The following is a 24,731-nucleotide window of genomic DNA, read 5'->3' as shown; positions in this document are numbered from 1 at the left end:
TTCAATACTAGTTGGACTATAGCAATGAAAGATAACAGACAAAAAGTCGTTCATTATAAAAAAGCAGTAATCCCACATAGCAAATCATCATTACAAAACATACTACTTAGTATTATAGGTGAGGGCGGCGTTGCAGAAAAAGTACTTAGTAGACAAGAAAAAATAACACCTTCAGATGAAAATTCGGGGTATCGTTTCTTAAATAAAAGCGACACATACAAAACTATACTTTTTGGGCAACTGGTTTTATTTGAAAAAGACAAAAGCCAGTCTCTATTAGAGCTTAGTGATAATGTTAAATTTTATGACATTAACTCCATCACGTCTAATGATATAATTATTGATGGAGATAAACGTAGTGACAAAAAAAGAGAGTTTGTAGATTCAATTTTATATTTTGGTGTACTAAACAACCATGTCATGATCGTTCAATCCACATCGCTTCGAGCAAGGGAGCTTGAGGCGCATTTGAATTGGCTAATTAATACATTCACAGATGAAAAAGAATCTGTGTTAATGCTTCAAGATAAGCCATCCGAAGAAACGATGAAAAAAATGGAGAAAGCACCAGCCAAGAGCATAAAAATTGGTGGATTACCCATTACTTCAGAAGTTAAAAATTCAGAGAACCAAACACCCTCCTTTTCAAATGGTTCGGTGAAGACAATAAAATACCGCCCAATAGGGAAAGGAGGTGCGCTACTAAAAGCATTTTTTGGCGATAACTGGGCAAATGATATAAACATTAAAGATTCATTAGATGAGGCCAATTTACAAGTAAGCCTCGAGATTACATACTTCAGAAAAACAAATGATAGCGGTCAAGCTGTTATAGACAGTATTGCTACCTCACTACGACATCTAGATGAGGATGATATTAGCATCAAACTTCAAGGCGGTGGGGAAATAACGGGAAAAGAGATAAAATTATCCGGAAAAATTAGCGTTGAATATAACAATGGCATTATTGATGAAAATGATTTATTCTTAAAAATGCATAAGTGGCTGTTCTCAAAACTTGATGCCGGAGAATTGGTTGCAAAATAACCTACCAAAAGGAGGGCGATAATGAAATCGAACATCATCCACCTTATTGGTATGTTGGTCTTCTATTTTGCTGGTTACTTTTTGTTCAAGTCAGCATTGGGCTATATTACACCGGGTGTTGTCCTAACTGCTCCGTGGGCTGTGGTTGGACTCATGCAATTGCCATTATCATATTGTATACAAGCCATTTTTAAGGCAAATGAGGCCAATGACCACTCGTCTTTAACCCCTAGTGAGGTTAGGCGATTAGTGCCAATAGTCAAATCCAAGAGACTGAAATTGGTTTTATTATTAGCTTTCTATGTATTTTCAACTTTGTTTGTAATCTTGGGGTTAATAGCAAGCACAAATGATCAAGCCCTACTCTTCAGGGTCTTAAAAATTTCAGGTGGATTACTCTTTATTTCTCTCTATACCAGTGTATTCGTTCATAAAATAATGGTTGAGCTTCAAGAGTTTAAAGCGTTATTAAACCGAAGAGAATCAGAGAAGAAGGAAAGAGAGTCACTCCTTGATAGATTAAAATGACCCCCCTCCCCGGCCGTCGTGCCGGGTTTTCTTTTGCCTCCCCTCATCACACACCGTTCAAAAAACCACCATACCCCCCGCTTCAGTTATCGCTATGCGATGCAAGTCACAAAATAAATCCATCCTAAATACAACCAGTTATATCTAAAACAACCAATGAAACAACTTTTGTTGTTGACGGTAAAACAACTATAGTTTTAAATGAGTTCATCGCAACAACACAACGATACGGCAACCACCTGATTCACCGTTGCGATGACCGCTTAGATCCGCAGCTTGAATTTCAGCAGGCTCCGGGGAGTGCGAGGGGTGAAACGGACGTGTGAACGTCGGTGTGACCAGCTGAAATCAACTCAACACCTCATACCTCAGTCGCTTCAACGAGGCGGCTTAGTTATGACAACCGGCGGCCATCCACCGCCTGAATACGCGCAGAAGTCTCTATATGTTCAGCAGCCCAGCTTACGGGCAGGAGTTTTTATGGTTCATCAACATTACGGAACGCAGACCGTTAATCGAGGTGCGGTCATGCCAGGAATGCTGGTCAAACACAAAGATGGTACCTGGACTGCATCAGCTAATTTACGCGGACGGCTTTATCTGCATCGCGGCATCGAGCGCACTTATACCCGTGATTTGCTCGTGGAAGTTTTTCTCGACGGACGCGGTAACGGCCTGAATCACTAATCCCCTTTCCTGTTTTCCTAATCAGCCTGGCATTTAGCGGGCGATATTTTCACAGCCATTTTCAGGAGTTCAGCCATGAACGCTTATTACATTCAGGATCGTCTTGAGGCTCAAAGCAGGGCGCGTCACTACCAGCAGATCGCCCGTGAAGAGAAAGAGGCAGAACTGGCAGACGACATGGAAAAAGGCCTGCCCCAGCACCTGTTTGAATCGCTATGCATCGATCATTTGCAACGCCACGGGGCCAGCAAAAAAGCCATTACCCGTGCGTTTGATGACGATGTTGAGTTTCAGGAGCGCATGGCAGAACACATCCGGTACATGGTTGAAACCATTGCTCACCATCAGGTTGATATTGATTCAGAGGTATAAAACGGATGAGTACAGCACTCGCAACGCTGGCAGGGAAGCTGGCTGAACGTGTCGGCATGGATTCTGTCGACCCACAGGAACTGATCACCACTCTTCGCCAGACAGCATTTAAAGGCGATGCCAGCGATGCGCAGTTCATCGCATTGCTGATCGTCGCCAACCAATACGGCCTTAATCCGTGGACGAAAGAAATTTACGCCTTCCCTGATAAGCAGAACGGCATCGTTCCGGTGGTGGGCGTTGATGGCTGGTCCCGCATCATCAACGAAAACCAGCAGTTTGACGGCATGGACTTTGAACAGGACAATGAATCCTGTACATGCCGGATTTACCGCAAGGACCGTAATCATCCGATCTGCGTTACCGAATGGATGGATGAATGCCGCCGCGAACCATTCAAAACTCGCGAAGGCAGAGAAATCACGGGGCCGTGGCAGTCGCATCCCAAACGAATGTTACGGCATAAAGCCATGATTCAGTGTGCCCGTCTGGCCTTCGGATTTGCTGGTATCTATGACAAGGATGAAGCCGAGCGCATTGTCGAAAATACTGCATACACTGCAGAACGCCAGCCGGAACGCGACATCACTCCGGTTAACGATGAAACCATGCAGGAGATTAACACTCTGCTGATCGCCCTGGATAAAACATGGGATGACGACTTATTGCCACTCTGTTCCCAGATATTTCGCCGCGACATTCGTGCATCGTCAGAACTGACACAGGCCGAAGCAGTAAAAGCTCTTGGATTCCTGAAACAGAAAGCCGCAGAGCAGAAGGTGGCAGCATGACACCGGACATTATCCTGCAGCGTACCGGGATCGATGTGAGAGCTGTCGAACAGGGGGATGATGCGTGGCACAAATTACGGCTCGGCGTCATCACCGCTTCAGAAGTTCACAACGTGATAGCAAAACCCCGCTCCGGAAAGAAGTGGCCTGACATGAAAATGTCCTACTTCCACACCCTGCTTGCCGAGGTTTGCACCGGTGTGGCTCCGGAAGTTAACGCTAAAGCACTGGCATGGGGAAAACAGTACGAGAACGACGCCAGAACCCTGTTTGAGTTCACTTCCGGCGTGAATGTTATTGAATCCCCGATCATCTATCGCGACGAAAGTATGCGTACCGCCTGCTCTCCGGATGGTTTATGCAGTGACGGCAATGGCCTTGAGCTGAAATGCCCGTTTACCTCCCGGGATTTCATGAAGTTCCGGCTCGGTGGTTTCGAGGCCATAAAGTCGGCTTACATGGCCCAGGTGCAGTACAGCATGTGGGTGACACGAAAAGATGCCTGGTACTTTGCCAACTATGACCCGCGTATGAAGCGTGAAGGACTGCATTATGTCGTGGTTGAGCGGGATGAAAAGTACATGGAGAGTTTTGACGAGATGGTGCCGGAGTTCATCGAAAAAATGGACGAGGCACTGGCTGAAATTGGTTTTGTATTTGGGGAGCAATGGCGATGACGCATCCTCACGATAATATCCGGGTAGGCGCGATCACTTTCGTCTACTCCGTTACAAAGCGAGGCTGGGTATTTCCCGGCCTTTCTGTTATCAGAAATCCACTGAAAGCACAGCGGCTGGCTGAGAAGATAAATAATAAACGGGAGGCGGTATGCACAAAGCATCTCCTGTTGAGTTAAGAACGAGTATTGAGATGGCACATAGCCTTGCTCAAATTGGAGTCAGGTTTGTGCCAATACCAGTAGAAACAGACGAAGAATTTCATACGTTAGCCACATCCCTTTCACAAAAGCTGGAAATGATGGTGGCGAAAGCAGAAGCAGATGAGAGAGACCAGGTATGACAACCACTGAATGCATTTTTCTGGCAGCGGGCTTCATATTCTGTGTGCTTATGCTTGCCGACATGGGGCTTGTTCAGTGACACCTCAGCAAGAAAACGCCCTTCGCAGCATTGCCCGTCAGGCTAATTCTGAAATCAAAAAAGCCAGACAGCAGTTTCCGGATAAAAACGTCGATGACATTTGCCGTAGCGTACTGAAGAAGCACCGCGAAACAGTAACGCTGATGGGATTCACACCGACTCATTTAAGCCTAGCGATCGGCATGTTAAACGGCGTCTTTAAGGAACGGTGAACATGAAAAGCAAAATCATCAGGGAGCTACAGGCTCCTTTTTTATTGTTCGCATTCACCCTCAAGCGTATTAACCAACAGTTCAGGGATTAATGAAAGATGGCAGACATCATTGATTCAGCATCAGAAATAGAAGAATTACAGCGCAACACAGCAATAAAAATGCGCCGCCTGAACTACCTGGCTGTATCTGCCACTCATTGTTGTGAGTGTGGCGATCCGATAGATGAACGAAGACGACTGGCCGTTCAGGGTTGTCGGACTTGCGCCAGTTGCCAGCAAGATCTGGAGCTTATCCGCAAACAAAGGGGGATTAAGTGATGGCTAACCTGCAACTTGCTGTTAAAAGTGAATACTTCGATGCCATGATTCGCGGAGAGAAAACAGAAGAGTATCGCTTGTGTAATGACTACTGGAATAAGCGAATTATGTTCCGGGAATATGACCGCCTGATTATCACAAAGGGATATCCGAAGCGCGACGATTCCAGTCGCAGAATTGATGTTCCGTATGACGGATATGAAGTGAAGACAATCACACATCCGCACTTTGGCGATAAACCGGTAAAGGTGTTCGCTATAAAGGTGAATATCACCACTGAATATCAATCCGCACAACACAAGGTCAAGAATGTTCAGAGTGATTTACCCTAACACCTGGTACGTCGACCACCACGGCACTCCCTACAAAATCCTGCGTTCTACCCATAACAAAGTTCACTACATCCGAAAAGGCAGAACATGTATCGCCAGCATGTTCCGCTTTAATCATGACTTTGAACCTGTGAATAAAGCTGATGCAGATCGGATAGCAGAAGAGATCGAAACGGCAGAACACATTAAGAAGTTACGTGCCATACGCAGGAAATAGAAAAATTGATAAATTCAATACTGCATTTCTCAGCATTAAATTTATCTCTATGACCAGTCATGAGATGTACCTGCCATGAGCTTAATATCATGTCAGATATATCGGTCACAAACTCCCTCAGCAGCTAAGAGGAGGACAAATGTCTCGACTAATCACTTTACAGGACTGGGCTAAAGAAGAATTTGGGGACTTAGCACCAAGTGAGCGAGTTCTGAAAAAATACGCGCAAGGGAAAATGATGGCCCCACCAGCTATAAAAGTTGGTCGCTACTGGATGATTGACCGAAATTCCCGTTTTGTAGGAACGCTTGCAGAACCGCAACTCCCAATAAACGCAAACCCAAAACTCCAACGGATAATCGCTGATGGCTGCTAGACCCCGATCTCACAAAATCTCTATACCCAATTTATATTGCAAATTAGATAAGCGAACCGGAAAGGTATATTGGCAATACAAACATCCACTATCCGGTCGTTTTCATAGCTTAGGAACTGATGAGAATGAAGCAAAACAAGTTGCTACTGAAGCAAATACCATTATTGCTGAACAACGTACCAGACAAATATTAAGCGTCAATGAGCGTCTGGAAAGAATGAAAGGCAGGCGCTCAGACATTACGGTGACAGAATGGCTTGATAAATATATTTCTATCCAGGAGGACAGGCTGCAACATAATGAACTAAGACCCAACTCCTATCGGCAAAAAGGCAAACCCATTCGTCTTTTCCGTGAGCATTGTGGAATGCAACACCTCAAGGATATTACCGCACTTGATATTGCCGAAATAATTGATGCTGTAAAGGCTGAAGGTCATAACAGGATGGCGCAAGTCGTGAGAATGGTGTTGATCGACGTCTTCAAAGAAGCACAACACGCAGGACATGTTCCGCCAGGATTTAACCCAGCACAGGCAACAAAACAACCGCGAAATCGAGTAAACCGCCAAAGATTGTCACTGCCCGAATGGCAGGCAATATTTGAAAGCGTAAGCAGACGGCAGCCCTATTTAAAATGCGGCATGCTACTTGCTCTTGTTACTGGACAACGTTTAGGTGATATCTGCAATTTGAAATTCTCTGATATCTGGGACGACATGTTGCACATTACTCAGGAAAAAACCGGTTCAAAACTTGCTATTCCGCTTAACCTGAAATGCGATGCTCTGAATATTACCCTTCGTGAAGTTATATCTCAGTGCAGGGATGCTGTTGTTAGTAAATATCTGGTCCATTACCGTCACACTACCTCTCAAGCAAACAGAGGAGACCAGGTTTCTGCAAATACTCTGACAACGGCTTTTAAAAAGGCCAGGGAAAAATGTGGCATAAAATGGGAGCAAGGAACTGCGCCCACATTTCATGAGCAGCGATCTCTGTCAGAACGGTTATATCGGGAACAGGGTCTGGATACGCAAAAGTTGTTAGGCCATAAATCCAGAAAAATGACCGACCGATACAATGATGATCGTGGTAAAGACTGGGTTATCGTAGATATCAAAACAGCATAGAAAATAGCCAGTTTTGGGGAAGGGTTTTGGGGAAAGTTTTGGGGAAGATTTTACATCATCATAAAACAACGGGCGTATAACACGCCCGTTTCAATATTAAACACATGTAGTGATTACATGTTCTTGATGATCGCATCACCAAATTCTGAACATTTCAGCAGTTTAGCGCCTTCCATCAGACGTTCGAAGTCATAGGTTACGGTCTTCGCATTGATTGCGCCTTCCATACCTTTAACAATCAGGTCTGCGGCTTCAGTCCAGCCCATATGGCGTAACATCATCTCAGCGGAGAGAATAATAGAGCCTGGGTTTACTTTGTCCTGACCGGCATATTTCGGCGCAGTACCGTGGGTGGCTTCAAACAGGGCGCATTCGTCACCGATGTTTGCGCCAGGGGCGATACCGATACCGCCAACCTGCGCTGCCAGGGCGTCAGAAATGTAGTCACCGTTCAGGTTCATACAGGCGATAACATCATATTCAGCCGGACGCAGCAGGATCTGTTGCAGGAACGCATCAGCAATCACGTCTTTAATGACGATCTCTTTGCCGGTGTTCGGGTTTTTAACTTTCAGCCACGGGCCGCCGTCGATCAGTTCACCGCCAAACTCTTCACGCGCCAGCTGGTAGCCCCAGTCTTTAAACGCGCCTTCGGTGAACTTCATGATGTTGCCTTTGTGCACCAGGGTCACAGAGTCACGATCGTTAGCAATTGCGTATTCGATCGCTGCACGAACCAGACGTTTGGTGCCTTCTTCAGAACACGGCTTAATACCGATACCGCAATGTTCCGGGAAGCGAATTTTCTTCACGCCCATCTCTTCACGCAGGAATTTAATCACTTTCTCAGCGTCGGCAGAGTCTGCTTTCCATTCGATACCCGCATAAATGTCTTCCGAGTTTTCACGGAAGATAACCATATCGGTCAGTTCAGGGTGTTTAACCGGGCTTGGAGTGCCCTGATAGTAACGTACCGGACGCAGGCAGATGTAGAGATCCAGTTCCTGGCGCAGAGCAACGTTGAGAGAGCGAATACCGCCACCAACCGGAGTGGTCAGCGGGCCTTTGATGGCAACACGATATTCACGAATCAGATCAAGGGTTTCAGCAGGTAGCCAGACATCCTGACCATAAACCTGTGTGGATTTTTCACCGGTGTAAATTTCCATCCAGGAGATTTTACGCTCGCCTTTATAGGCTTTCTCGACTGCAGCGTCGACCACTTTCAGCATGGCTGGGGTTACATCTACACCGATTCCATCACCTTCAATGTAAGGGATAATCGGATTTTCAGGAACGTTGAGTTTGCCGTTTTGCAGGGTGATCTTCTTGCCTTGTGCCGGAACAACTACTTTACTTTCCATTCACCTCTCCTTCGAGCGCTACTGGTTTGCTCGTCTGCCACCACGTTGCATATGCGTTTGCGTCCTGCGATACGGATGCTTTAGAGCAATTTTTTTGTTAATGATTTGTAATTGGCTTGTCAATACTACCCTATTGTTTGCCGTCATGAAAGATGCGCGTTATTAGGCTATAATGCGGCAATTCATAATCTCTGAAAATACCATGCAAAAAACTTCTTTTAGACCAAAGACAGTATTTTTCTGACCTTCAAATAATGTATTAAATATCAATAAGTTACATCAGATTTTAAGCAATAAAAAAAACACCAGAGATAACTAACAAGGTGCTATTTGGTCAAAATTTGACATTACTCGATTCAGCGACTATCTCACTTTGAGCACTATTGGGAAAATTATCAAAAGTCATGGTTGAAGCGACAAGCAACGAGTAAATTATGGCATCCCCCTTTTTGAGGTTCACATGAAACGCTTTGCACTGATAGCTGTGAAACTCGTTGCCTTTACTGGTTCTGCATCTGCTGCAACCGAAGAAATCAACTTCAAGTAACAGAAACACTATATAACAATGGAGTGTTGACAAATGGATACTACCGAAGAACGCAATGGAACATATTTCTACAGAGGACACCCGAACCTGTCCAAAATAGAACTACTCAACGTCATATTCCTTGAAGAATTCTGTAAGGAATTGGGGATTGATTCGGTATCAGGTGCAGCAATCTTATCTGGTCAACCGTGGCTGGGTACAAGAGCGAAGCCGCAAGGGGCAACCCTGGGAACAAGTGTTGTCTCAAAGTATGCGCGTATACTGATGAGAGATGCACGCATGCCTTTTGGTATTTCTGTTCATACACCAGTGGGTGTAAGGATGCAGAAATCTAATAAGCTTGCTGCAATTATCGCTCGTTGGGTCCCGTGGATTGGTTGGGCTTCACTGTCGATGAGTCTTTACAGGGTTTCGACTCGTACCCAGGAAAAATACAATCTGATTGCCAAACCTCAAGACCGTATTAAGTGGACTTCCTTCTAATGGCGACAACAATCACAGACGAAGTTTTAGCACTGTTCCGTGATGAGATTCCAGGTTATCAGGATGACCACGGGAAGGAAATTCCGTTAGAACTGGACTCTGATTTGTTCGACTATCCACGAGATGATTTAGAGGACGCTATACGGAAATACAAAGAGAGGTTTGGGATTAACCTGGATAATCTGGACTGGTCTTTGTACCTTCCATGGGAGTCTGCACCATTGCTTCAACGATGGTTCAAGCTCAAGCGGGAAGAGGTAGAAACAACACGTTTACCGTTAACTGTACGGATGTTTGCAGAATCAGCAGAAGCGGGAAAATGGCTGTATCAGTAGAATAAAAAAGAAGGCTGCGATGCCCCGCTTATTACTGCTGATGATGGTAGTGGTAAAGCATCATCCTAAACTTGAACAGTGAAGTGCTGTCACCCATCAGTAATACAGAAACACTATTTTTCATACCAGTATTTATTCAATTCATCAATGTAAAATGTGTTCATTGGGCCATATTTATCACCATGCAGCCACACAACCGCTGCTCACTAACCCAGGTATTGATGAAACCGCGCTGAAGAGCCTGAACCCTGAACCTCTAACGAGTACCTTAAAAGTCCAATGCAATCCGACACTGTGCTACCCTCTGCGTATAGCACTATTTGGAATTTACCATGAAATACTTTAGCGATTCTAAATCTTCTTTTAGAAAAAAACAGGTTAGTCGACTAAACTCGCAACACTCCACTAAGCGTAAACCTGAAAACCAGCCCACGCGTGTGATCCTGTTCAATAAACCCTACGATGTTCTTCCGCAGTTCACCGATGAAGCCGGACGCAAAACATTAAAAGAATTCATCCCGGTTCAGGGCGTTTATGCAGCAGGTCGTCTTGACCGCGATAGCGAAGGGTTACTGGTGCTGACCAATAACGGCGCGTTGCAGGCGCGTTTAACCCAGCCGGGTAAACGCACCGGAAAAATCTATTATGTGCAGGTGGAAGGTATTCCCACACAAGACGCACTTGAAGCCTTGCGCAATGGCGTAACCTTAAATGATGGCCCTACCCTGCCCGCAGGCGCGGAGCTGGTTGAAGAACCCGCGTGGTTATGGCCGCGGAATCCACCAATTCGTGAACGCAAAAGTATTCCCACCAGCTGGCTGAAGATCACCTTATATGAAGGACGTAATCGCCAGGTGCGCCGCATGACCGCCCATGTTGGTTTCCCCACGCTGCGACTGATTCGCTATGCGATGGGTGATTACTCTTTGGATAATCTTGCCAACGGCGAATGGCGAGAAGCGACAGATTAAGGACGCAAAATGTTTAAACCGCACGTTACCGTTGCTTGCGTGGTGCACGCAGAAGGCAAATTTTTAGTCGTTGAAGAGACGATTAATGGTAAAGCGTTATGGAACCAACCTGCCGGGCATCTGGAAGCCGATGAAACCTTAGTGGAAGCCGCCGCCCGTGAGCTGTGGGAAGAAACCGGCATCAGCGCGCAGCCGCAACACTTTATTCGTATGCATCAGTGGATTGCGCCAGATAAAACGCCGTTTTTGCGTTTCCTCTTTGCCATTGAGCTTGAGCAAATATGCCCGACCCAGCCTCATGACAGCGATATCGACTGCTGCCGTTGGGTTAGCGCCGAAGAAATTTTACAGGCGTCAAATCTGCGTTCGCCGCTGGTGGCGGAAAGTATTCGTTGTTATCAAAGCGGGCAACGCTATCCGCTGGAGATGATTGGCGATTTTAACTGGCCTTTTACAAAGGGTGTCATCTAAAAGGCTGCGTGATAGAATACGCCGCCTTGAAGTTCAATGTCGTGAGTGATCCAATGTCTGAAACCGCAAAAAAAGTAATCGTCGGCATGTCCGGCGGTGTCGATTCCTCCGTTTCTGCCTGGCTGTTGCAACAACAGGGATATCAGGTCGAAGGCCTGTTTATGAAGAACTGGGAAGAAGACGACGGTGAGGAATATTGCACAGCGGCAGCGGATCTGGCTGATGCCCAGGCTGTCTGCGACAAGCTCGGCATTGAACTGCACACCGTTAACTTTGCTGCCGAGTACTGGGACAACGTCTTCGAACTGTTCCTTGCCGAATATAAAGCCGGTCGCACGCCGAATCCGGATATTCTGTGCAACAAAGAGATCAAATTTAAAGCCTTCCTCGAATTTGCCGCCGAAGATTTAGGTGCCGATTATATCGCTACCGGTCATTACGTACGTCGGGCAGATGTCGATGGCAAGAGCCGCCTGCTGCGTGGTCTGGACAGCAATAAAGACCAGAGCTACTTCCTTTATACGCTCAGCCATGAGCAGATTGCGCAAAGCCTGTTCCCGGTCGGCGAACTGGAAAAACCGCAGGTGCGTAAGATTGCTGAAGATCTTGGTCTGGTCACCGCGAAGAAAAAAGACTCTACCGGCATTTGCTTCATTGGCGAACGTAAATTCCGCGAGTTCCTGGGCCGTTATCTCCCGGCGCAACCGGGCAAAATCATTACCGTCGATGGCGATGAAATTGGTGAGCACCAGGGGCTGATGTATCACACCCTCGGTCAGCGTAAAGGTCTGGGTATCGGTGGCACCAAAGACGGCACCGAAGAACCGTGGTATGTGGTCGATAAAGACGTCGAAAACAACATTCTGATTGTTGCGCAGGGCCATGAACACCCGCGTCTGATGTCTGTCGGTCTGATTGCCCAGCAGCTGCACTGGGTCGATCGCGAGCCGTTCACCGGTACTATGCGTTGCACAGTAAAAACCCGCTATCGCCAGACCGACATCCCGTGCGCCGTCAAGGCGCTGGACGATGATCGCATTGAAGTGATTTTCGATGAGCCGGTTGCCGCCGTGACGCCGGGCCAGTCTGCCGTCTTCTATAACGGTGAAGTGTGCCTCGGTGGCGGTATTATTGAGCAGCGTCTGCCGCTGCCGGTCTGATTATTATCTTTACTTAAAACAAGGAAGCAGTGAACGTGGCAAAGAATTACTATGACATCACCCTCGCCCTGGCCGGTATTTGTCAGTCGGCACGCCTGGTGCAACAACTCGCTCACCAGGGGCATTGTGATGCCGATGCGCTACACGTCTCACTCAACAGTATTATTGATATGAACCCCAGCTCGACGCTGGCGGTTTTTGGCGGTAGCGAAGCCAACCTGCGCGTCGGGCTGGAAACCCTGCTCGGCGTGCTCAATGCCAGCAGTCGCCAGGGCTTAAACGCTGAATTAACCCGCTACACACTCAGCCTGATGGTGCTTGAGCGCAAACTCTCCTCAGCGAAAGGTGCGCTCGACACTCTGGGCAACCGGATCAACGGCCTGCAACGCCAGCTCGAACACTTCGATTTACAGTCCGAAACGCTGATGAGCGCGATGGCTGCTATCTATGTTGATGTGATTAGCCCGCTTGGCCCGCGCATTCAGGTAACCGGTTCCCCTGCTGTACTGCAAAGCCCACAAGTGCAGGCGAAAGTTCGCGCAACCCTGCTGGCAGGCATTCGCGCCGCCGTGCTCTGGCATCAGGTTGGCGGCGGACGTCTGCAACTGATGTTTTCTCGTAATCGCCTGACCACTCAGGCAAAACAAATTCTTGCTCATTTAACCCCGGAGTTGTGATCTATGGAATTATCCTCACTGACCGCCGTTTCCCCTGTCGATGGACGCTACGGCGATAAAGTCAGCGCGCTGCGCGGGATTTTCAGCGAATATGGTTTGCTGAAATTTCGTGTACAAGTTGAAGTACGTTGGCTGCAAAAACTGGCCGCGCACGCAGCGATCAAGGAAGTTCCTGCTTTTGCTGCCGACGCAATCGGTTACCTTGATGCAATTGTCGCCAGTTTCAGCGAAGAAGATGCCGCACGCATCAAAACCATCGAGCGTACCACTAACCACGACGTTAAAGCGGTTGAGTATTTCCTGAAAGAAAAAGTGGCGGAGATCCCGGAACTGCACGCGGTTTCTGAATTCATCCACTTTGCCTGTACTTCGGAAGATATCAATAACCTCTCCCACGCATTAATGCTGAAAACCGCGCGTGATGAAGTGATCCTGCCGTACTGGCGTCAACTGATTGACGGCATTAAAGATCTCGCCGTTCAGTACCGCGATATCCCGCTGCTGTCCCGTACCCACGGTCAGCCAGCCACGCCGTCAACCATCGGTAAAGAGATGGCAAACGTCGCCTACCGTATGGAGCGCCAGTACCGCCAGCTTAACCAGGTGGAGATCCTCGGCAAAATCAACGGTGCGGTCGGTAACTATAACGCCCACATCGCCGCTTACCCGGAAGTTGACTGGCATCAGTTCAGCGAAGAGTTCGTCACCTCGCTGGGTATTCAGTGGAACCCGTACACCACCCAGATCGAACCGCACGACTACATTGCCGAACTGTTTGATTGCGTTGCTCGCTTCAACACCATTCTGATCGACTTTGACCGTGACGTCTGGGGTTATATCGCCCTTAACCACTTCAAACAGAAAACCATTGCTGGTGAGATTGGTTCTTCCACCATGCCGCATAAAGTTAACCCGATCGACTTCGAAAACTCCGAAGGAAACCTGGGGCTTTCCAACGCGGTATTGCAGCATCTGGCAAGCAAACTGCCGGTTTCCCGCTGGCAGCGTGACCTGACCGACTCCACCGTGCTGCGTAACCTCGGCGTGGGTATCGGTTATGCGCTGATTGCGTATCAATCCACCCTGAAAGGCGTGAGCAAACTGGAAGTGAACCGTGACCATCTGCTGGATGAACTGGATCACAACTGGGAAGTGCTGGCTGAGCCAATCCAGACAGTTATGCGTCGCTATGGCATCGAAAAACCGTACGAGAAGCTGAAAGAGCTGACTCGCGGTAAGCGCGTTGACGCCGAAGGCATGAAGCAGTTTATCGACGGTCTGGCGTTGCCAGAAGAAGAGAAAGCCCGCCTGAAAGCGATGACGCCGGCAAACTACATTGGTCGCGCCATCACCATGGTTGATGAGCTGAAATAAACTCGTATCAGTGCCGGATAGCGATGCTGTCCGGCCTGCTTATTAAGATTATCCGCTTTTTATTTTTTCACTTTACCTCCCCTCCCCCGCTGGTTTATTTAATGTTTACCCCCATAACCACATAATCGCGTTACACTATTTTAATAATTAAGACAGGGAGAAATAAAAATGCGCGTACTGGTTGTTGAAGACAATGCGTTGTTACGTCACCACCTTAAAGTTCAGATTCAGGATGCTGGTCATCAGGTCGATGACGCAGAAGATGCCAAAGAAGCCGATTATTATCTCAATGAACATTTACCGGATATTGCGATTGTCGATCTCGGATTGCCTGACGAGGACGGTCTGTCACTGATTCGCCGCTGGCGTAGCAACGATGTTTCACTCCCGATTCTGGTATTAACCGCCCGTGAAAGCTGGCAGGACAAAGTCGAAGTATTAAGTGCCGGTGCTGATGATTACGTGACTAAACCATTTCATATTGAAGAGGTGATGGCGCGAATGCAGGCATTAATGCGGCGTAATAGCGGTCTGGCTTCACAGGTCATTTCGCTACCCCCGTTTCAGGTTGATCTCTCTCGCCGTGAATTATCTATTAATGACGAAGTGATCAAACTGACCGCGTTCGAATACACCATTATGGAAACGTTGATACGCAATAATGGCAAAGTGGTCAGCAAAGATTCGTTAATGCTCCAACTCTATCCGGATGCGGAGCTGCGGGAAAGCCATACCATTGATGTACTGATGGGACGTCTGCGCAAAAAAATTCAGGCACAATATCCGCAAGAAGTGATTACCACCGTTCGCGGCCAGGGCTATCTGTTCGAATTGCGCTGATGAAAAAATTACTGCGTCTTTTTTTCCCGCTCTCGCTGCGGGTACGTTTTCTGTTGGCAACGGCAGCGGTAGTACTGGTGCTTTCGCTTGCCTACGGAATGGTCGCGCTGATCGGTTATAGCGTCAGTTTCGATAAAACCACGTTTCGGCTGTTACGTGGCGAGAGCAATCTGTTCTATACCCTTGCGAAGTGGGAAAACAATAAGTTGCATGTCGAGTTACCCGAAAATATCGACAAGCAAAGCCCCACCATGACGCTAATTTATGATGAGAACGGGCAGCTTTTATGGGCGCAACGTGACGTGCCCTGGCTGATGAAGATGATCCAGCCTGACTGGCTGAAATCGAATGGTTTTCATGAAATTGAAGCGGATGTTAACGATACCAGCCTCTTGCTGAGTGGAGATCATTCGATACAGCAACAGTTGCAGGAAGTGCGGGAAGATGATGACGACGCGGAGATGACCCACTCGGTGGCGGTAAACGTCTACCCGGCAACATCGCGGATGCCAAAGTTAACCATTGTGGTGGTGGATACCATTCCGGTGGAGCTAAAAAGTTCCTATATGGTCTGGAGCTGGTTTATCTATGTGCTCTCAGCCAATCTGCTGTTAGTGATCCCGCTGCTGTGGGTCGCCGCCTGGTGGAGTTTACGCCCCATCGAAGCCCTGGCAAAAGAAGTCCGCGAACTGGAAGAACATAACCGCGAATTGCTCAATCCAGCCACAACGCGAGAACTGACCAGTCTGGTACGAAACCTGAACCGACTGTTAAAAAGTGAACGCGAACGTTACGACAAATATCGTACGACGCTCACCGACCTGACCCATAGTCTGAAAACGCCACTGGCGGTGCTGCAAAGTACGCTGCGTTCTCTGCGTAGTGAGAAGATGAGCGTCAGTGATGCTGAGCCGGTAATGCTGGAGCAAATCAGCCGCATTTCACAGCAAATTGGCTACTACCTGCATCGTGCCAGTATGCGCGGCGGGACATTGCTTAGCCGCGAGCTGCATCCGGTCGCCCCACTGTTGGACAATCTCACCTCGGCGCTGAACAAAGTGTATCAACGCAAAGGGGTCAATATCTCTCTCGATATTTCGCCAGAGATCAGCTTTGTTGGTGAGCAGAACGATTTTGTCGAGGTGATGGGCAATGTGCTGGATAATGCCTGTAAATATTGCCTCGAGTTTGTCGAAATTTCTGCAAGGCAAACCGACGAGCATCTCTATATTGTGGTCGAGGATGATGGCCCCGGTATTCCATTAAGCAAGCGAGAGGTCATTTTCGACCGTGGTCAACGGGTTGATACTTTACGCCCTGGGCAAGGTGTAGGGCTGGCGGTAGCCCGCGAAATCACCGAGCAATATGAGGGTAAAATCGTCGCCGGAGAGAGCATGCTGGGCGGTGCGCGGATGGAGGTGATTTTTGGTCGCCAGCATTCTGCGCCGAAAGATGAATAAATATGTCCATACTTCACGCATTACGTTAAGCATCCGTTATAATCGGTTGCAGATACCAGCCTGTGGATGCTTAACATGGAATACCAACTCACTCTTAACTGGCCCGATTTTCTTGAACGTCACTGGCAGAAACGCCCGGTGGTGTTAAAACGCGGCTTTAATAATTTTATTGACCCGATCTCTCCAGACGAGTTGGCGGGTCTGGCGATGGAAAGCGAAGTCGACAGTCGACTGGTCAGTCACCAGGATGGCAAATGGCAGGTCAGCCACGGCCCGTTCGAAAGCTACGATCATCTCGGTGAAACCAACTGGTCGTTACTGGTACAGGCAGTGAACCACTGGCATGAGCCGACCGCCGCGCTAATGCGACCGTTCCGTGAACTACCGGACTGGCGTATTGATGATCTGATGATCTCTTTTTCTGTACCGGGCGGCGGCGTCGGCCCGCATCTCGATCAGTACGACGTGTTTATCATTCAGGGTACCGGTCGTCGTCGCTGGCGAGTGGGCGAAAAGCTGCAAATGAAACAGCACTGCCCGCACCCGGATCTGTTACAGGTCGATCCGTTCGAAGCCATCATCGATGAAGAGCTGGAGCCTGGCGATATTCTTTATATTCCGCCAGGATTCCCGCATGAAGGCTACGCGCTGGAAAATGCGATGAACTATTCCGTAGGTTTTCGCGCGCCAAATACGCGGGAACTGATTAGCGGATTTGCCGATTATGTGCTGCAACGTGAACTGGGCGGCAACTACTACAGCGATCCTGATGTTCCACCTCGCGCTCATCCTGCGGACGTTCTGCCGCAAGAGATGGATAAACTGCGTGAGATGATGCTCGAATTGATCAACCAGCCAGAACATTTTAAGCAATGGTTTGGCGAGTTTATATCCCAGTCACGTCATGAACTGGATATCGCGCCGCCAGAGCCGCCTTATCAGCCGGATGAAATCTACGATGCGCTGAAACAAGGTGATGTGCTGGTGCGCCTGGGGGGTCTGCGCGTATTGCGCATTGGCGACGATGTGTATGCCAATGGTGAGAAGATCGATTCCCCGCACCGTCCGGCACTGGATGCGCTCGCCAGCAACATTGCGCTGACCGCGGAGAATTTTGGCGATGCGCTGGAAGATCCGTCATTCCTCGCGATGCTCGCGGCGCTGGTCAATAGCGGATACTGGTTCTTCGAAGGGTAAGTTTGGATTTAAGCCGGATGCGGCATCACATGCCGCATCCCTTTTCGCTTACTTCCGTTGCGCCGTTAACTCGGCAATACGGACGATCACCTGCACCGCTTTTTCCATACCTTCCAGAGTCACAAACTCATGCTTACCATGATAGTTGTAACCGCCAGTGAACAGGTTCGGGCACGGTAATCCCATAAACGACAACTGCGCGCCGTCGGTACCGCCGCGGATCGGTTTCAGTTCCGGTTCAATATCGCAGTCACGCATCGCCTGCTGGGCGATATCGAGAATATGCGGATGCTCAACCACTTTCTCGCGCATATTGTAGTAACTGTCTTCAATCACCAGTTCAATGTAGCAATCAGGATGTAACCCTTTGCCCACTTTTTTGGCGATCTCCATCATTTTACGTTTACGCGCTTCAAACTGTTTACGGTCGAAATCACGGATGATGTAGTGCATATCGGCCCGTTCAACGGTGCCTTTCATGCTCGCCAGGTGATAGAAACCTTCATAGCCTTCTGTCATTTCCGGGCTTTCATCCGCCGGAACTTCCGCATGAATACGTGCCGCCAGCGACAGCGCATTTACCATCACGCCTTTCGCCGTGCCCGGGTGAACATTGTTACCGACAATTTTGATATTGACCGACGCGGCGTTGAAGTTTTCAAACTCCAGTTCGCCTACGCCACCACCATCAACGGTGTAAGCCCAGCGGGCATCGAAGGCGTCAACATCAAAATGCTTCGCCCCTTTGCCCACTTCTTCATCCGGGGTAAAGGCGACGCGAATATCACCATGCGGAATGTTTTTTTGTTGCAATACCGCCAGCGCGGTCATGATTTCTGCAATACCTGCTTTGTCATCGGCACCTAACAAGGTTTTACCATCGGTGGTAATCAGCGTCTGACCCAGTAGCTGATGCAGCACCGGGAACATAACCGGTGATAAAACTTCATCGCCGATACCCAGCGCAATATCGCCACCGCGATAGTTTTCAACAATTTGCGGATTCACATTTTTGCCGCTGCAATCCGGTGAGGTATCCACATGAGAAATAAAGCCAATCGCCGGGATATCGCCAGGGACGTTAGCCGGTAACGTCGCCATCAAAGTGCCCTTCTCACTTAAGGTCACATTGATAAGCCCCATCTCTTCGAGCTGCTCTTTCAGCAGATGCAATAACTTCCATTGGCCTTCCGTGCTGGGAACCTGTCTCACCCCTGCCTTTGATTGGGTATCCAGAGACACGTAGTTCAAAAATCGCTCAAGTAGTTTATCCATGTAGTCACCCTCACTTTTTGTGACAACATTATTAAGAAGCAAGAAAAGACAAATATTGCGTCAGGTCACTTTTACCCCTGCAAGCGGGAATATTTATCAGCATTACCTTAATGAATATAAAGCTAAGCCAGTAATTCACAACAAAGATTGGCGATTCAAGCGGTTTGCCGTAGAATTACCGCCCTCATTAAGAGTCACCAAGGTGGTTAACCACAAACCCCGCATCGGTAAGCCATCCGTTGCGTTTACATGGGACAGAGTAAAAAATTGAATAAACAACCGAGTTCGCTTTCACCGCTGGTGCAATTGGCGGGAATTCGCAAATGCTTTGATGGTAAAGAGGTCATTCCCCAGCTGGATCTGACTATCAACAATGGCGAGTTCCTCACGCTGCTTGGCCCTTCTGGCTGCGGTAAAACAACCGTTCTTCGCCTGATTGCAGGTCTGGAAACTGTTGATTCCGGACGCATCATGCTGGATAACGAGGACATCACCCACGTTCCGGCGGAAAACCGCTATGTGAATACTGTTTTCCAAAGCTATGCACTTTTCCCCCACATGACCGTGTTCGAAAATGTGGCCTTTGGGTTGCGCATGCAAAAAACCCCCGCTGCTGAAATTACGCCCCGCGTGATGGAAGCCCTGCGGATGGTGCAGCTGGAAACCTTCGCTCAACGCAAACCGCATCAGCTCTCTGGTGGTCAACAGCAACGCGTCGCCATTGCTCGCGCGGTGGTTAACAAGCCTCGTCTGTTGTTGCTGGATGAGTCGCTCTCAGCGCTGGATTACAAACTGCGTAAACAGATGCAGAACGAGCTGAAAGCGTTACAGCGTAAGCTTGGCATTACATTCGTGTTCGTAACTCACGACCAGGAAGAAGCACTTACCATGTCGGACAGGATCGTGGTGATGCGCGATGGTCGCATTGAGCAAGACGGCACGCCGCGTGAAATCTACGAAGAGCCGAAAAACCTGTTTGTTGCTGGGTTTATTGGCGAAATCAATATGTTTAACGCCACTGTCATCGAACGTCTCGACGAGCAGCGCGTACGCGCCAACGTTGAAGGCCGCGAATGTAATATCTACGTTAACTTCGCCGTTGAACCGGGGCAAAAACTGCATGTTCTGCTGCGCCCGGAAGACTTACGTGTTGAAGAGATTAACGACGACAACCACGCTGAAGGGCTGATTGGTTACGTTCGCGAGCGTAACTACAAAGGCATGACGCTGGAGTCGGTTGTTGAACTGGAAAATGGCAAGATGGTGATGGTCAGCGAATTCTTCAATGAAGACGATCCTGACTTTGACCACTCTCTCGACCAAAAAATGGCCATTAATTGGGTAGAAAGCTGGGAGGTCGTACTGGCTGATGAAGAACACAAGTAAGTTCCAGAATGTAGTGATTGTCACTATTGTCGGTTGGCTTGTGTTGTTTGTCTTTCTGCCCAACCTGATGATCATTGGCACCAGCTTTTTGACCCGCGACGACACCAGTTTCGTCAAAATGGTCTTTACGCTGGATAACTACACGCGTCTGCTCGATCCGCTCTATTTTGAAGTGCTATTGCACTCGCTGAATATGGCGCTGATCGCCACCCTCGCCTGCCTGGTGCTTGGCTATCCGTTTGCCTGGTTTCTGGCGAAGCTGCCACACAAGGTGCGTCCGCTGCTGCTGTTTCTGCTGATTGTTCCGTTCTGGACCAACTCATTGATTCGTATCTACGGGCTGAAAATTTTCCTCAGCACCAAAGGCTATCTCAACGAGTTTTTGCTCTGGCTGGGCGTTATTGATACACCAATTCGCATCATGTTCACGCCCAGTGCGGTGATTATCGGTCTGGTTTACATTCTGCTACCGTTTATGGTGATGCCGCTGTACTCCAGTATCGAAAAACTGGATAAGCCGTTGCTTGAGGCGGCGCGCGATCTCGGTGCCAGCAAGTTACAGACTTTTATCCGCATCATTATTCCACTGACGATGCCGGGGATTATTGCCGGATGTCTGCTGGTGATGCTGCCAGCGATGGGCCTGTTCTATGTGTCCGACCTGATGGGCGGTGCGAAAAACCTGCTGATCGGTAACGTCATCAAAGTACAGTTCCTCAATATTCGTGACTGGCCGTTTGGTGCAGCCACCAGCATTACGCTGACTATCGTAATGGGCCTGATGTTGCTGGTTTACTGGCGCGCTTCTCGTCTGCTGAACAAAAAGGTGGAACTCGAATGATCGGTCGACTGCTTCGCGGCGGTTTTATGACCGCTATCTACGCGTACCTGTATATCCCAATCATTATTTTGATTGTGAACTCCTTTAACAGCTCGCGCTTTGGCATCAACTGGCAAGGTTTTACCACCAAATGGTATAGCCTGCTGATGAACAACGACAGCCTGTTACAGGCAGCGCAGCATTCACTAACAATGGCGGTGTTTTCGGCGACGTTTGCTACGCTTATCGGTTCACTGACGGCAGTTGCGCTGTACCGTTATCGCTTTCGTGGTAAGCCGTTCGTTAGCGGAATGCTGTTTGTGGTGATGATGTCACCAGATATCGTGATGGCGATTTCGCTGCTGGTGCTGTTTATGCTGCTGGGTATTCAGCTTGGCTTCTGGTCGCTGCTGTTCTCGCATATCACCTTCTGCCTGCCATTTGTGGTAGTGACAGTGTATTCGCGCCTGAAAGGTTTTGACGTGCGAATGCTGGAAGCGGCGAAAGATCTCGGTGCCAGCGAATTTACCATTCTGCGAAAAATCATTCTGCCACTGGCAATGCCAGCGGTAGCGGCGGGCTGGGTGTTAAGCTTTACCCTGTCGATGGACGACGTGGTGGTTTCTTCGTTTGTCACCGGGCCGAGTTATGAAATTCTGCCGTTAAAAATTTATTCGATGGTCAAAGTCGGCGTATCGCCGGAAGTTAACGCGCTGGCAACCATATTACTGGTGCTGTCGCTGGTGATGGTAATTGCCAGCCAGCTTATTGCTCGTGATAAAACGAAAGGTAACACAGGGGACGTTAAATGAAAAAATGGTCACGCCACCTGCTCGCGGCGGGTGCTCTGGCACTGGGCATGAGCGCCGCTCACGCCGATGACAACAACACGCTGTATTTCTACAACTGGACCGAGTACGTGCCGCCAGGACTGCTTGAACAGTTCACCAAAGAAACCGGTATTAAGGTTATCTATTCGACTTACGAGTCGAACGAAACCATGTATGCCAAGCTGAAAACGTACAAAGACGGTGCCTATGACCTGGTGGTTCCTTCAACCTATTACGTCGATAAAATGCGTAAAGAAGGGATGATCCAGAAGATCGACAAGTCGAAGTTAAGCAATTTCAGCAACCTCGATCCAGACATGCTCAACAAGCCGTTTGACCCGAATAACGACTACTCCATTCCGTATATCTGGGGTGCGACGGCGATTGGCGTTAACGGTGATGCGGTAGATCCGAAATCCGTTACCAGCTGGGCCGATCTGTGGAAGCCTGAGTACAAAGGCAGCCTGCTGCTGACCGACGATGCCCGTGAAGTGTTCCAGATGGCGCTGCGCAAACTGGGCTACTCCGGTAACACTACCGATCCGAAAGAGATTGAAGCTGCATATAACGAGCTGAAAAAACTGATGCCAAACGTCGCAGCGTTTAACTCCGATAACCCGGCTAACCCGTACATGGAAGGCGAAGTTAACCTCGGCATGATCTGGAACGGTTCTGCTTTCGTTGCACGGCAGGCGGGTACGCCAATTGACGTGGTGTGGCCGAAAGAAGGCGGCATTTTCTGGATGGACAGCCTGGCGATCCCGGCAAATGCCAAAAACAAAGAAGGTGCGCTGAAATTGATCAACTTCCTGCTGCGCCCCGATGTGGCAAAACAGGTTGCTGAAACTATCGGTTATCCAACGCCAAACCTTGCGGCGCGTAAGCTGTTAAGTCCTGAAGTGGCGAACGACAAAACGCTCTACCCGGATGCTGAAACCATTAAAAATGGTGAATGGCAGAATGACGTTGGCGCAGCCAGCAGCATTTATGAAGAGTATTATCAGAAGCTGAAAGCAGGACGTTAATTCAGCAATCGGGCGGTGGTATTACCGCCCGTTTTTTATTTAGCAAGGATGTGGCTAATGAGTCAGGACAGTAAAGTTTTCTTTCGTATATTCTTCGGTATCGGTCTGGTACTGATCCTCATTTCTGTTGTTATCTTTTATAACCAGTTCACCTATAGCAAAGACGCGATTCATACTGAAGGCGTCATTGTTGATACCGTCTGGCACTCCAGTCATTCTCATCGCACGGGTAAAAATGGTTCGTGGTATCCCGTCGTTGCCTTTCGTCCGACGCCAGATTACACGCTAATTTTCAATTCGAGTATTGGCAGCGATTTTTATGAAGACAGCGAAGGCGATAAAGTTAATGTTTATTATTCTCCAGGACATCCTGAAAAGGCTGAGATAAATAACCCGTGGGTTAATTTTTTTAAATGGGGGTTTATCGGCATTATGGGCGTTATTTTTATCGCCGTCGGTTTATTAATCAGTATGCCCTCCTCTAAAAAGACACGCAGGAAACGGAAGTCCCGCCCATGAAAAAAATCATGATACTGCTCAGTTTACTGATGTTCCTGCCTCTGACGGCAATCAGTAAGCCCTTAATTCCAATAATGAAGACACTTTTTACGGATGTTACCGGTACTGTACCAGATGCTGAAGAGATCGCGCATAAAGCCGAACTTTTTCGCCAACAAACCGGAGTTGTACCGTTTATTGTGGTTTTACCCGACATTAATAATGAAGCCAGTCTCAGGCAAAATGGCAAAGCGATGCTGGCGCATGCGGCATCTTCAATGAGTAATGTAAAAGGAAGTGTTCTGTTACTCTTTACTACCCGCGAGCCACGGTTAATTATGATAACCAACGGCCAGGTCGAAAGCAGTATGGACGATAAACATCTCGGCCTTCTGGTAGAAAATCACACGCTGGCTTATTTACATGCGGATCTCTGGTATCAGGGTATCAATAATGCATTGGCTGTTTTACAAGCACAGATATTAAAACAACCGACGCCACCACTGACATATTATCCGCATCCCGGACAACAGCATGAAAATGATCCACCCGGCAGTACCACGACATTAGGCCTTTTTGCCTGGGCAGTTGCATTCATCGTCTTTGCTGCATTTTTTAACTACACAACGCGCCTTTATTATGCGTTAAAATTTGCAGTGGCGATGGCTGTTGCCAATATGGGTTATCAGGCTTTATGTTTGTATATCGATAACAGCTTTGCGATTACCAGAATATCGCCACTCTGGGCAGGGCTGATTGGTGTCTGTACGTTTATTGCCGCGTTACTATGGACGAGTAAACGGTAAAAGAGGCAGTAAAGTTCGCATGTATTATGCCGGATGCGGCGCGAACGCCTTATCCGGCCCACAAAACCTGCAAATTCAATTAATTGCGCCCCTTCACA

The 24,731-nt window shown here is 48.4% G+C and carries 32 protein-coding genes; 30 read left to right on the top strand and 2 right to left on the bottom strand.

Translation table 11 applies throughout. The annotated features are described in order from the left end of the window. The first annotated feature begins 24 nt into the window (after positions 1–24). From ACJHX7_RS02055 to ACJHX7_RS01990, 14 genes are all read left to right on the top strand, one after another. Positions 25–1,047 carry a hypothetical protein gene (locus ACJHX7_RS02055; protein WP_000654526.1) on the top strand — a complete coding sequence of 341 codons (1,023 nt, stop codon included), beginning with the start codon at positions 25–27 and terminating at the stop codon, positions 1,045–1,047. A gap of 21 nt (positions 1,048–1,068) precedes the next feature. Further along, positions 1,069–1,575 (top strand): hypothetical protein, encoded by a 507-nt coding sequence (locus tag ACJHX7_RS02050; protein WP_000841195.1) that lies wholly within the window; start codon positions 1,069–1,071, stop codon positions 1,573–1,575. A 480-nt stretch (positions 1,576–2,055) separates the two neighbouring features. Next, positions 2,056–2,262 carry a phage encoded cell division inhibitor protein gene (locus ACJHX7_RS02045; RefSeq protein WP_000233576.1) on the top strand — a complete coding sequence of 69 codons (207 nt, stop codon included), beginning with the start codon at positions 2,056–2,058 and terminating at the stop codon, positions 2,260–2,262. Between the two features lie 75 nt (positions 2,263–2,337). Further along, positions 2,338–2,634 (top strand): host-nuclease inhibitor Gam family protein, encoded by a 297-nt coding sequence (locus ACJHX7_RS02040; RefSeq protein ID WP_096946078.1) that lies wholly within the window; start codon positions 2,338–2,340, stop codon positions 2,632–2,634. A 5-nt stretch (positions 2,635–2,639) separates the two neighbouring features. Continuing rightward, a complete protein-coding gene (gene bet, locus ACJHX7_RS02035) occupies positions 2,640–3,425 on the top strand; it encodes a phage recombination protein Bet (protein WP_000100844.1) in 786 nt (261 codons plus the stop codon). Further along, positions 3,422–4,102 (top strand): lambda exonuclease family protein, encoded by a 681-nt coding sequence (locus ACJHX7_RS02030; protein ID WP_024230154.1) that lies wholly within the window; start codon positions 3,422–3,424, stop codon positions 4,100–4,102. Before bet ends, ACJHX7_RS02030 begins: the two co-directional genes overlap by 4 nt. Continuing rightward, positions 4,099–4,281 carry a DUF1317 domain-containing protein gene (locus tag ACJHX7_RS02025; RefSeq protein ID WP_000149544.1) on the top strand — a complete coding sequence of 61 codons (183 nt, stop codon included), beginning with the start codon at positions 4,099–4,101 and terminating at the stop codon, positions 4,279–4,281. The genes ACJHX7_RS02030 and ACJHX7_RS02025 overlap by 4 nt, the downstream gene beginning before the upstream one ends. Continuing rightward, positions 4,254–4,445 (top strand): DUF1382 family protein, encoded by a 192-nt coding sequence (locus ACJHX7_RS02020; RefSeq protein ID WP_000548537.1) that lies wholly within the window; start codon positions 4,254–4,256, stop codon positions 4,443–4,445. Before ACJHX7_RS02025 ends, ACJHX7_RS02020 begins: the two co-directional genes overlap by 28 nt. Positions 4,446–4,521: 76 nt before the next feature. Continuing rightward, on the top strand, positions 4,522–4,737 hold the full coding sequence (locus ACJHX7_RS02015) for a hypothetical protein (RefSeq protein WP_000188870.1): 216 nt from the start codon (positions 4,522–4,524) through the stop codon (positions 4,735–4,737). 98 nt (positions 4,738–4,835) lie between these two features. Continuing rightward, complete coding sequence (locus ACJHX7_RS02010; protein ID WP_000763374.1) at positions 4,836–5,057, top strand: TraR/DksA family transcriptional regulator; 222 nt, start codon at positions 4,836–4,838, stop codon at positions 5,055–5,057. Further along, positions 5,057–5,389 (top strand): ASCH domain-containing protein, encoded by a 333-nt coding sequence (locus tag ACJHX7_RS02005; RefSeq protein WP_042099480.1) that lies wholly within the window; start codon positions 5,057–5,059, stop codon positions 5,387–5,389. The genes ACJHX7_RS02010 and ACJHX7_RS02005 overlap by 1 nt, the downstream gene beginning before the upstream one ends. Next, on the top strand, positions 5,367–5,606 hold the full coding sequence (locus ACJHX7_RS02000) for a DUF4222 domain-containing protein (protein WP_094030526.1): 240 nt from the start codon (positions 5,367–5,369) through the stop codon (positions 5,604–5,606). The genes ACJHX7_RS02005 and ACJHX7_RS02000 overlap by 23 nt, the downstream gene beginning before the upstream one ends. 139 nt (positions 5,607–5,745) lie before the next feature. Then, positions 5,746–5,982, top strand: a complete 237-nt coding sequence (locus tag ACJHX7_RS01995) for an excisionase (protein WP_000088653.1) — start codon at positions 5,746–5,748, stop codon at positions 5,980–5,982. Further along, entirely contained in the window at positions 5,972–7,114 is a 1,143-nt protein-coding gene (locus ACJHX7_RS01990; protein WP_000741339.1) for a site-specific integrase, read from the top strand. Before ACJHX7_RS01995 ends, ACJHX7_RS01990 begins: the two co-directional genes overlap by 11 nt. Before the next feature lie 113 nt (positions 7,115–7,227). On the opposite strand, the gene icd is transcribed toward ACJHX7_RS01990, so the two are convergent. Beyond that, positions 7,228–8,478 (bottom strand): NADP-dependent isocitrate dehydrogenase, encoded by a 1,251-nt coding sequence (icd, locus tag ACJHX7_RS01985; protein WP_000444487.1) that lies wholly within the window; start codon positions 8,476–8,478, stop codon positions 7,228–7,230. A gap of 580 nt (positions 8,479–9,058) precedes the next feature. Here icd and ACJHX7_RS01980 point away from each other — a divergent pair. The 10 genes from ACJHX7_RS01980 to roxA all read left to right on the top strand — a co-directional run bounded on the left by ACJHX7_RS01980 (position 9,059) and on the right by roxA (position 17,993). After that, the gene (locus ACJHX7_RS01980) at positions 9,059–9,508 is read left to right on the top strand and encodes an STM2901 family protein (protein WP_000381622.1); all 450 of its coding nucleotides are present in this window, start codon (positions 9,059–9,061) and stop codon (positions 9,506–9,508) included. After that, positions 9,508–9,843, top strand: coding sequence for a DUF1493 family protein (locus ACJHX7_RS01975; RefSeq protein WP_000246191.1), 336 nt, complete (start codon positions 9,508–9,510; stop codon positions 9,841–9,843). The genes ACJHX7_RS01980 and ACJHX7_RS01975 overlap by 1 nt, the downstream gene beginning before the upstream one ends. A 332-nt stretch (positions 9,844–10,175) precedes the next feature. Next, complete coding sequence (gene rluE, locus ACJHX7_RS01970) at positions 10,176–10,814, top strand: 23S rRNA pseudouridine(2457) synthase RluE (protein ID WP_094029790.1); 639 nt, start codon at positions 10,176–10,178, stop codon at positions 10,812–10,814. A gap of 9 nt (positions 10,815–10,823) precedes the next feature. Next, positions 10,824–11,285 (top strand): phosphatase NudJ, encoded by a 462-nt coding sequence (nudJ, locus tag ACJHX7_RS01965; protein WP_000476093.1) that lies wholly within the window; start codon positions 10,824–10,826, stop codon positions 11,283–11,285. A gap of 53 nt (positions 11,286–11,338) precedes the next feature. After that, a complete protein-coding gene (gene mnmA / locus ACJHX7_RS01960) occupies positions 11,339–12,445 on the top strand; it encodes a tRNA 2-thiouridine(34) synthase MnmA (RefSeq protein ID WP_094029791.1) in 1,107 nt (368 codons plus the stop codon). Between the two features lie 35 nt (positions 12,446–12,480). Then, positions 12,481–13,122: a high frequency lysogenization protein HflD gene (gene hflD, locus ACJHX7_RS01955; protein ID WP_001297479.1), complete on the top strand. Its 642-nt coding sequence runs from the start codon at positions 12,481–12,483 to the stop codon at positions 13,120–13,122. A gap of 3 nt (positions 13,123–13,125) precedes the next feature. Then, a complete protein-coding gene (gene purB / locus ACJHX7_RS01950; RefSeq protein ID WP_000423742.1) occupies positions 13,126–14,496 on the top strand; it encodes an adenylosuccinate lyase in 1,371 nt (456 codons plus the stop codon). 168 nt (positions 14,497–14,664) lie between these two features. Next, complete coding sequence (phoP, locus tag ACJHX7_RS01945) at positions 14,665–15,336, top strand: two-component system response regulator PhoP (RefSeq protein WP_001265481.1); 672 nt, start codon at positions 14,665–14,667, stop codon at positions 15,334–15,336. After that, on the top strand, positions 15,336–16,796 hold the full coding sequence (gene phoQ / locus ACJHX7_RS01940) for a two-component system sensor histidine kinase PhoQ (protein ID WP_000735412.1): 1,461 nt from the start codon (positions 15,336–15,338) through the stop codon (positions 16,794–16,796). Before phoP ends, phoQ begins: the two co-directional genes overlap by 1 nt. Positions 16,797–16,871: 75 nt before the next feature. Next, positions 16,872–17,993, top strand: a complete 1,122-nt coding sequence (gene roxA / locus ACJHX7_RS01935) for a [50S ribosomal protein L16]-arginine 3-hydroxylase (RefSeq protein WP_001295435.1) — start codon at positions 16,872–16,874, stop codon at positions 17,991–17,993. Positions 17,994–18,041: 48 nt separating this feature from the next. Here roxA and pepT read toward each other — a convergent pair whose 3' ends face one another. After that, positions 18,042–19,268, bottom strand: a complete 1,227-nt coding sequence (gene pepT, locus ACJHX7_RS01930) for a peptidase T (protein WP_000359446.1) — start codon at positions 19,266–19,268, stop codon at positions 18,042–18,044. A 249-nt stretch (positions 19,269–19,517) separates the two neighbouring features. On the opposite strand from pepT, the gene potA reads away from it, so the two are divergent. Genes potA through ACJHX7_RS01900 form a run of 6 tightly spaced genes read left to right on the top strand, consistent with a single transcriptional unit; the run spans position 19,518 to position 24,633 of the window. Beyond that, positions 19,518–20,654, top strand: a complete 1,137-nt coding sequence (potA, locus tag ACJHX7_RS01925; protein ID WP_000531594.1) for a spermidine/putrescine ABC transporter ATP-binding protein PotA — start codon at positions 19,518–19,520, stop codon at positions 20,652–20,654. Next, complete coding sequence (gene potB / locus ACJHX7_RS01920; protein ID WP_044863733.1) at positions 20,638–21,495, top strand: spermidine/putrescine ABC transporter permease PotB; 858 nt, start codon at positions 20,638–20,640, stop codon at positions 21,493–21,495. Before potA ends, potB begins: the two co-directional genes overlap by 17 nt. Then, on the top strand, positions 21,492–22,286 hold the full coding sequence (gene potC, locus ACJHX7_RS01915) for a spermidine/putrescine ABC transporter permease PotC (protein ID WP_000580316.1): 795 nt from the start codon (positions 21,492–21,494) through the stop codon (positions 22,284–22,286). The genes potB and potC overlap by 4 nt, the downstream gene beginning before the upstream one ends. After that, positions 22,283–23,329, top strand: coding sequence for a spermidine/putrescine ABC transporter substrate-binding protein PotD (gene potD / locus ACJHX7_RS01910; RefSeq protein WP_000759309.1), 1,047 nt, complete (start codon positions 22,283–22,285; stop codon positions 23,327–23,329). Before potC ends, potD begins: the two co-directional genes overlap by 4 nt. A gap of 57 nt (positions 23,330–23,386) precedes the next feature. Next, positions 23,387–23,848 (top strand): DUF3592 domain-containing protein, encoded by a 462-nt coding sequence (locus ACJHX7_RS01905; RefSeq protein WP_001313748.1) that lies wholly within the window; start codon positions 23,387–23,389, stop codon positions 23,846–23,848. Next, positions 23,845–24,633: a TPM domain-containing protein gene (locus tag ACJHX7_RS01900; RefSeq protein ID WP_000723293.1), complete on the top strand. Its 789-nt coding sequence runs from the start codon at positions 23,845–23,847 to the stop codon at positions 24,631–24,633. Before ACJHX7_RS01905 ends, ACJHX7_RS01900 begins: the two co-directional genes overlap by 4 nt. Positions 24,634–24,731 lie beyond the last annotated feature (98 nt).

Source organism: Escherichia sp. WS1451 (assembly GCF_046487365.1).
In the GTDB taxonomy this organism is placed as follows: domain Bacteria; phylum Pseudomonadota; class Gammaproteobacteria; order Enterobacterales; family Enterobacteriaceae; genus Escherichia; species Escherichia coli.
Note: the sequence above shows the minus strand (reverse complement) of the source record. Positions and strands in the feature narration are given on the sequence as shown.

Bases quoted from the DNA above. Each gene is read 5' to 3' on its own strand.
- icd (WP_000444487.1), bottom strand. From the start codon at position 8,478: ATGGAAAGTAAAGTAGTTGTTCCGGCACAAGGCAAGAAGATCACCCTG.
- ACJHX7_RS02040 (WP_096946078.1), top strand. From the start codon at position 2,338: ATGAACGCTTATTACATTCAGGATCGTCTTGAGGCTCAAAGCAGGGCG.
- pepT (WP_000359446.1), bottom strand. From the start codon at position 19,268: ATGGATAAACTACTTGAGCGATTTTTGAACTACGTGTCTCTGGATACC.
- ACJHX7_RS02010 (WP_000763374.1), top strand. From the start codon at position 4,836: ATGGCAGACATCATTGATTCAGCATCAGAAATAGAAGAATTACAGCGC.
- phoP (WP_001265481.1), top strand. From the start codon at position 14,665: ATGCGCGTACTGGTTGTTGAAGACAATGCGTTGTTACGTCACCACCTT.
- ACJHX7_RS01975 (WP_000246191.1), top strand. From the start codon at position 9,508: ATGGCGACAACAATCACAGACGAAGTTTTAGCACTGTTCCGTGATGAG.
- purB (WP_000423742.1), top strand. From the start codon at position 13,126: ATGGAATTATCCTCACTGACCGCCGTTTCCCCTGTCGATGGACGCTAC.
- roxA (WP_001295435.1), top strand. From the start codon at position 16,872: ATGGAATACCAACTCACTCTTAACTGGCCCGATTTTCTTGAACGTCAC.
- ACJHX7_RS02025 (WP_000149544.1), top strand. From the start codon at position 4,099: ATGACGCATCCTCACGATAATATCCGGGTAGGCGCGATCACTTTCGTC.
- ACJHX7_RS02020 (WP_000548537.1), top strand. From the start codon at position 4,254: ATGCACAAAGCATCTCCTGTTGAGTTAAGAACGAGTATTGAGATGGCA.
- ACJHX7_RS01995 (WP_000088653.1), top strand. From the start codon at position 5,746: ATGTCTCGACTAATCACTTTACAGGACTGGGCTAAAGAAGAATTTGGG.
- ACJHX7_RS02045 (WP_000233576.1), top strand. From the start codon at position 2,056: ATGGTTCATCAACATTACGGAACGCAGACCGTTAATCGAGGTGCGGTC.
- potC (WP_000580316.1), top strand. From the start codon at position 21,492: ATGATCGGTCGACTGCTTCGCGGCGGTTTTATGACCGCTATCTACGCG.
- ACJHX7_RS01900 (WP_000723293.1), top strand. From the start codon at position 23,845: ATGAAAAAAATCATGATACTGCTCAGTTTACTGATGTTCCTGCCTCTG.
- ACJHX7_RS01990 (WP_000741339.1), top strand. From the start codon at position 5,972: ATGGCTGCTAGACCCCGATCTCACAAAATCTCTATACCCAATTTATAT.
- ACJHX7_RS01980 (WP_000381622.1), top strand. From the start codon at position 9,059: ATGGATACTACCGAAGAACGCAATGGAACATATTTCTACAGAGGACAC.
- ACJHX7_RS02050 (WP_000841195.1), top strand. From the start codon at position 1,069: ATGAAATCGAACATCATCCACCTTATTGGTATGTTGGTCTTCTATTTT.
- ACJHX7_RS02055 (WP_000654526.1), top strand. From the start codon at position 25: ATGAAAGATAACAGACAAAAAGTCGTTCATTATAAAAAAGCAGTAATC.
- potD (WP_000759309.1), top strand. From the start codon at position 22,283: ATGAAAAAATGGTCACGCCACCTGCTCGCGGCGGGTGCTCTGGCACTG.
- ACJHX7_RS02030 (WP_024230154.1), top strand. From the start codon at position 3,422: ATGACACCGGACATTATCCTGCAGCGTACCGGGATCGATGTGAGAGCT.
- mnmA (WP_094029791.1), top strand. From the start codon at position 11,339: ATGTCTGAAACCGCAAAAAAAGTAATCGTCGGCATGTCCGGCGGTGTC.
- bet (WP_000100844.1), top strand. From the start codon at position 2,640: ATGAGTACAGCACTCGCAACGCTGGCAGGGAAGCTGGCTGAACGTGTC.
- ACJHX7_RS01905 (WP_001313748.1), top strand. From the start codon at position 23,387: ATGAGTCAGGACAGTAAAGTTTTCTTTCGTATATTCTTCGGTATCGGT.
- ACJHX7_RS02005 (WP_042099480.1), top strand. From the start codon at position 5,057: ATGGCTAACCTGCAACTTGCTGTTAAAAGTGAATACTTCGATGCCATG.
- phoQ (WP_000735412.1), top strand. From the start codon at position 15,336: ATGAAAAAATTACTGCGTCTTTTTTTCCCGCTCTCGCTGCGGGTACGT.
- potA (WP_000531594.1), top strand. From the start codon at position 19,518: ATGGGACAGAGTAAAAAATTGAATAAACAACCGAGTTCGCTTTCACCG.
- ACJHX7_RS02000 (WP_094030526.1), top strand. From the start codon at position 5,367: ATGTTCAGAGTGATTTACCCTAACACCTGGTACGTCGACCACCACGGC.
- potB (WP_044863733.1), top strand. From the start codon at position 20,638: ATGAAGAACACAAGTAAGTTCCAGAATGTAGTGATTGTCACTATTGTC.
- nudJ (WP_000476093.1), top strand. From the start codon at position 10,824: ATGTTTAAACCGCACGTTACCGTTGCTTGCGTGGTGCACGCAGAAGGC.
- rluE (WP_094029790.1), top strand. From the start codon at position 10,176: ATGAAATACTTTAGCGATTCTAAATCTTCTTTTAGAAAAAAACAGGTT.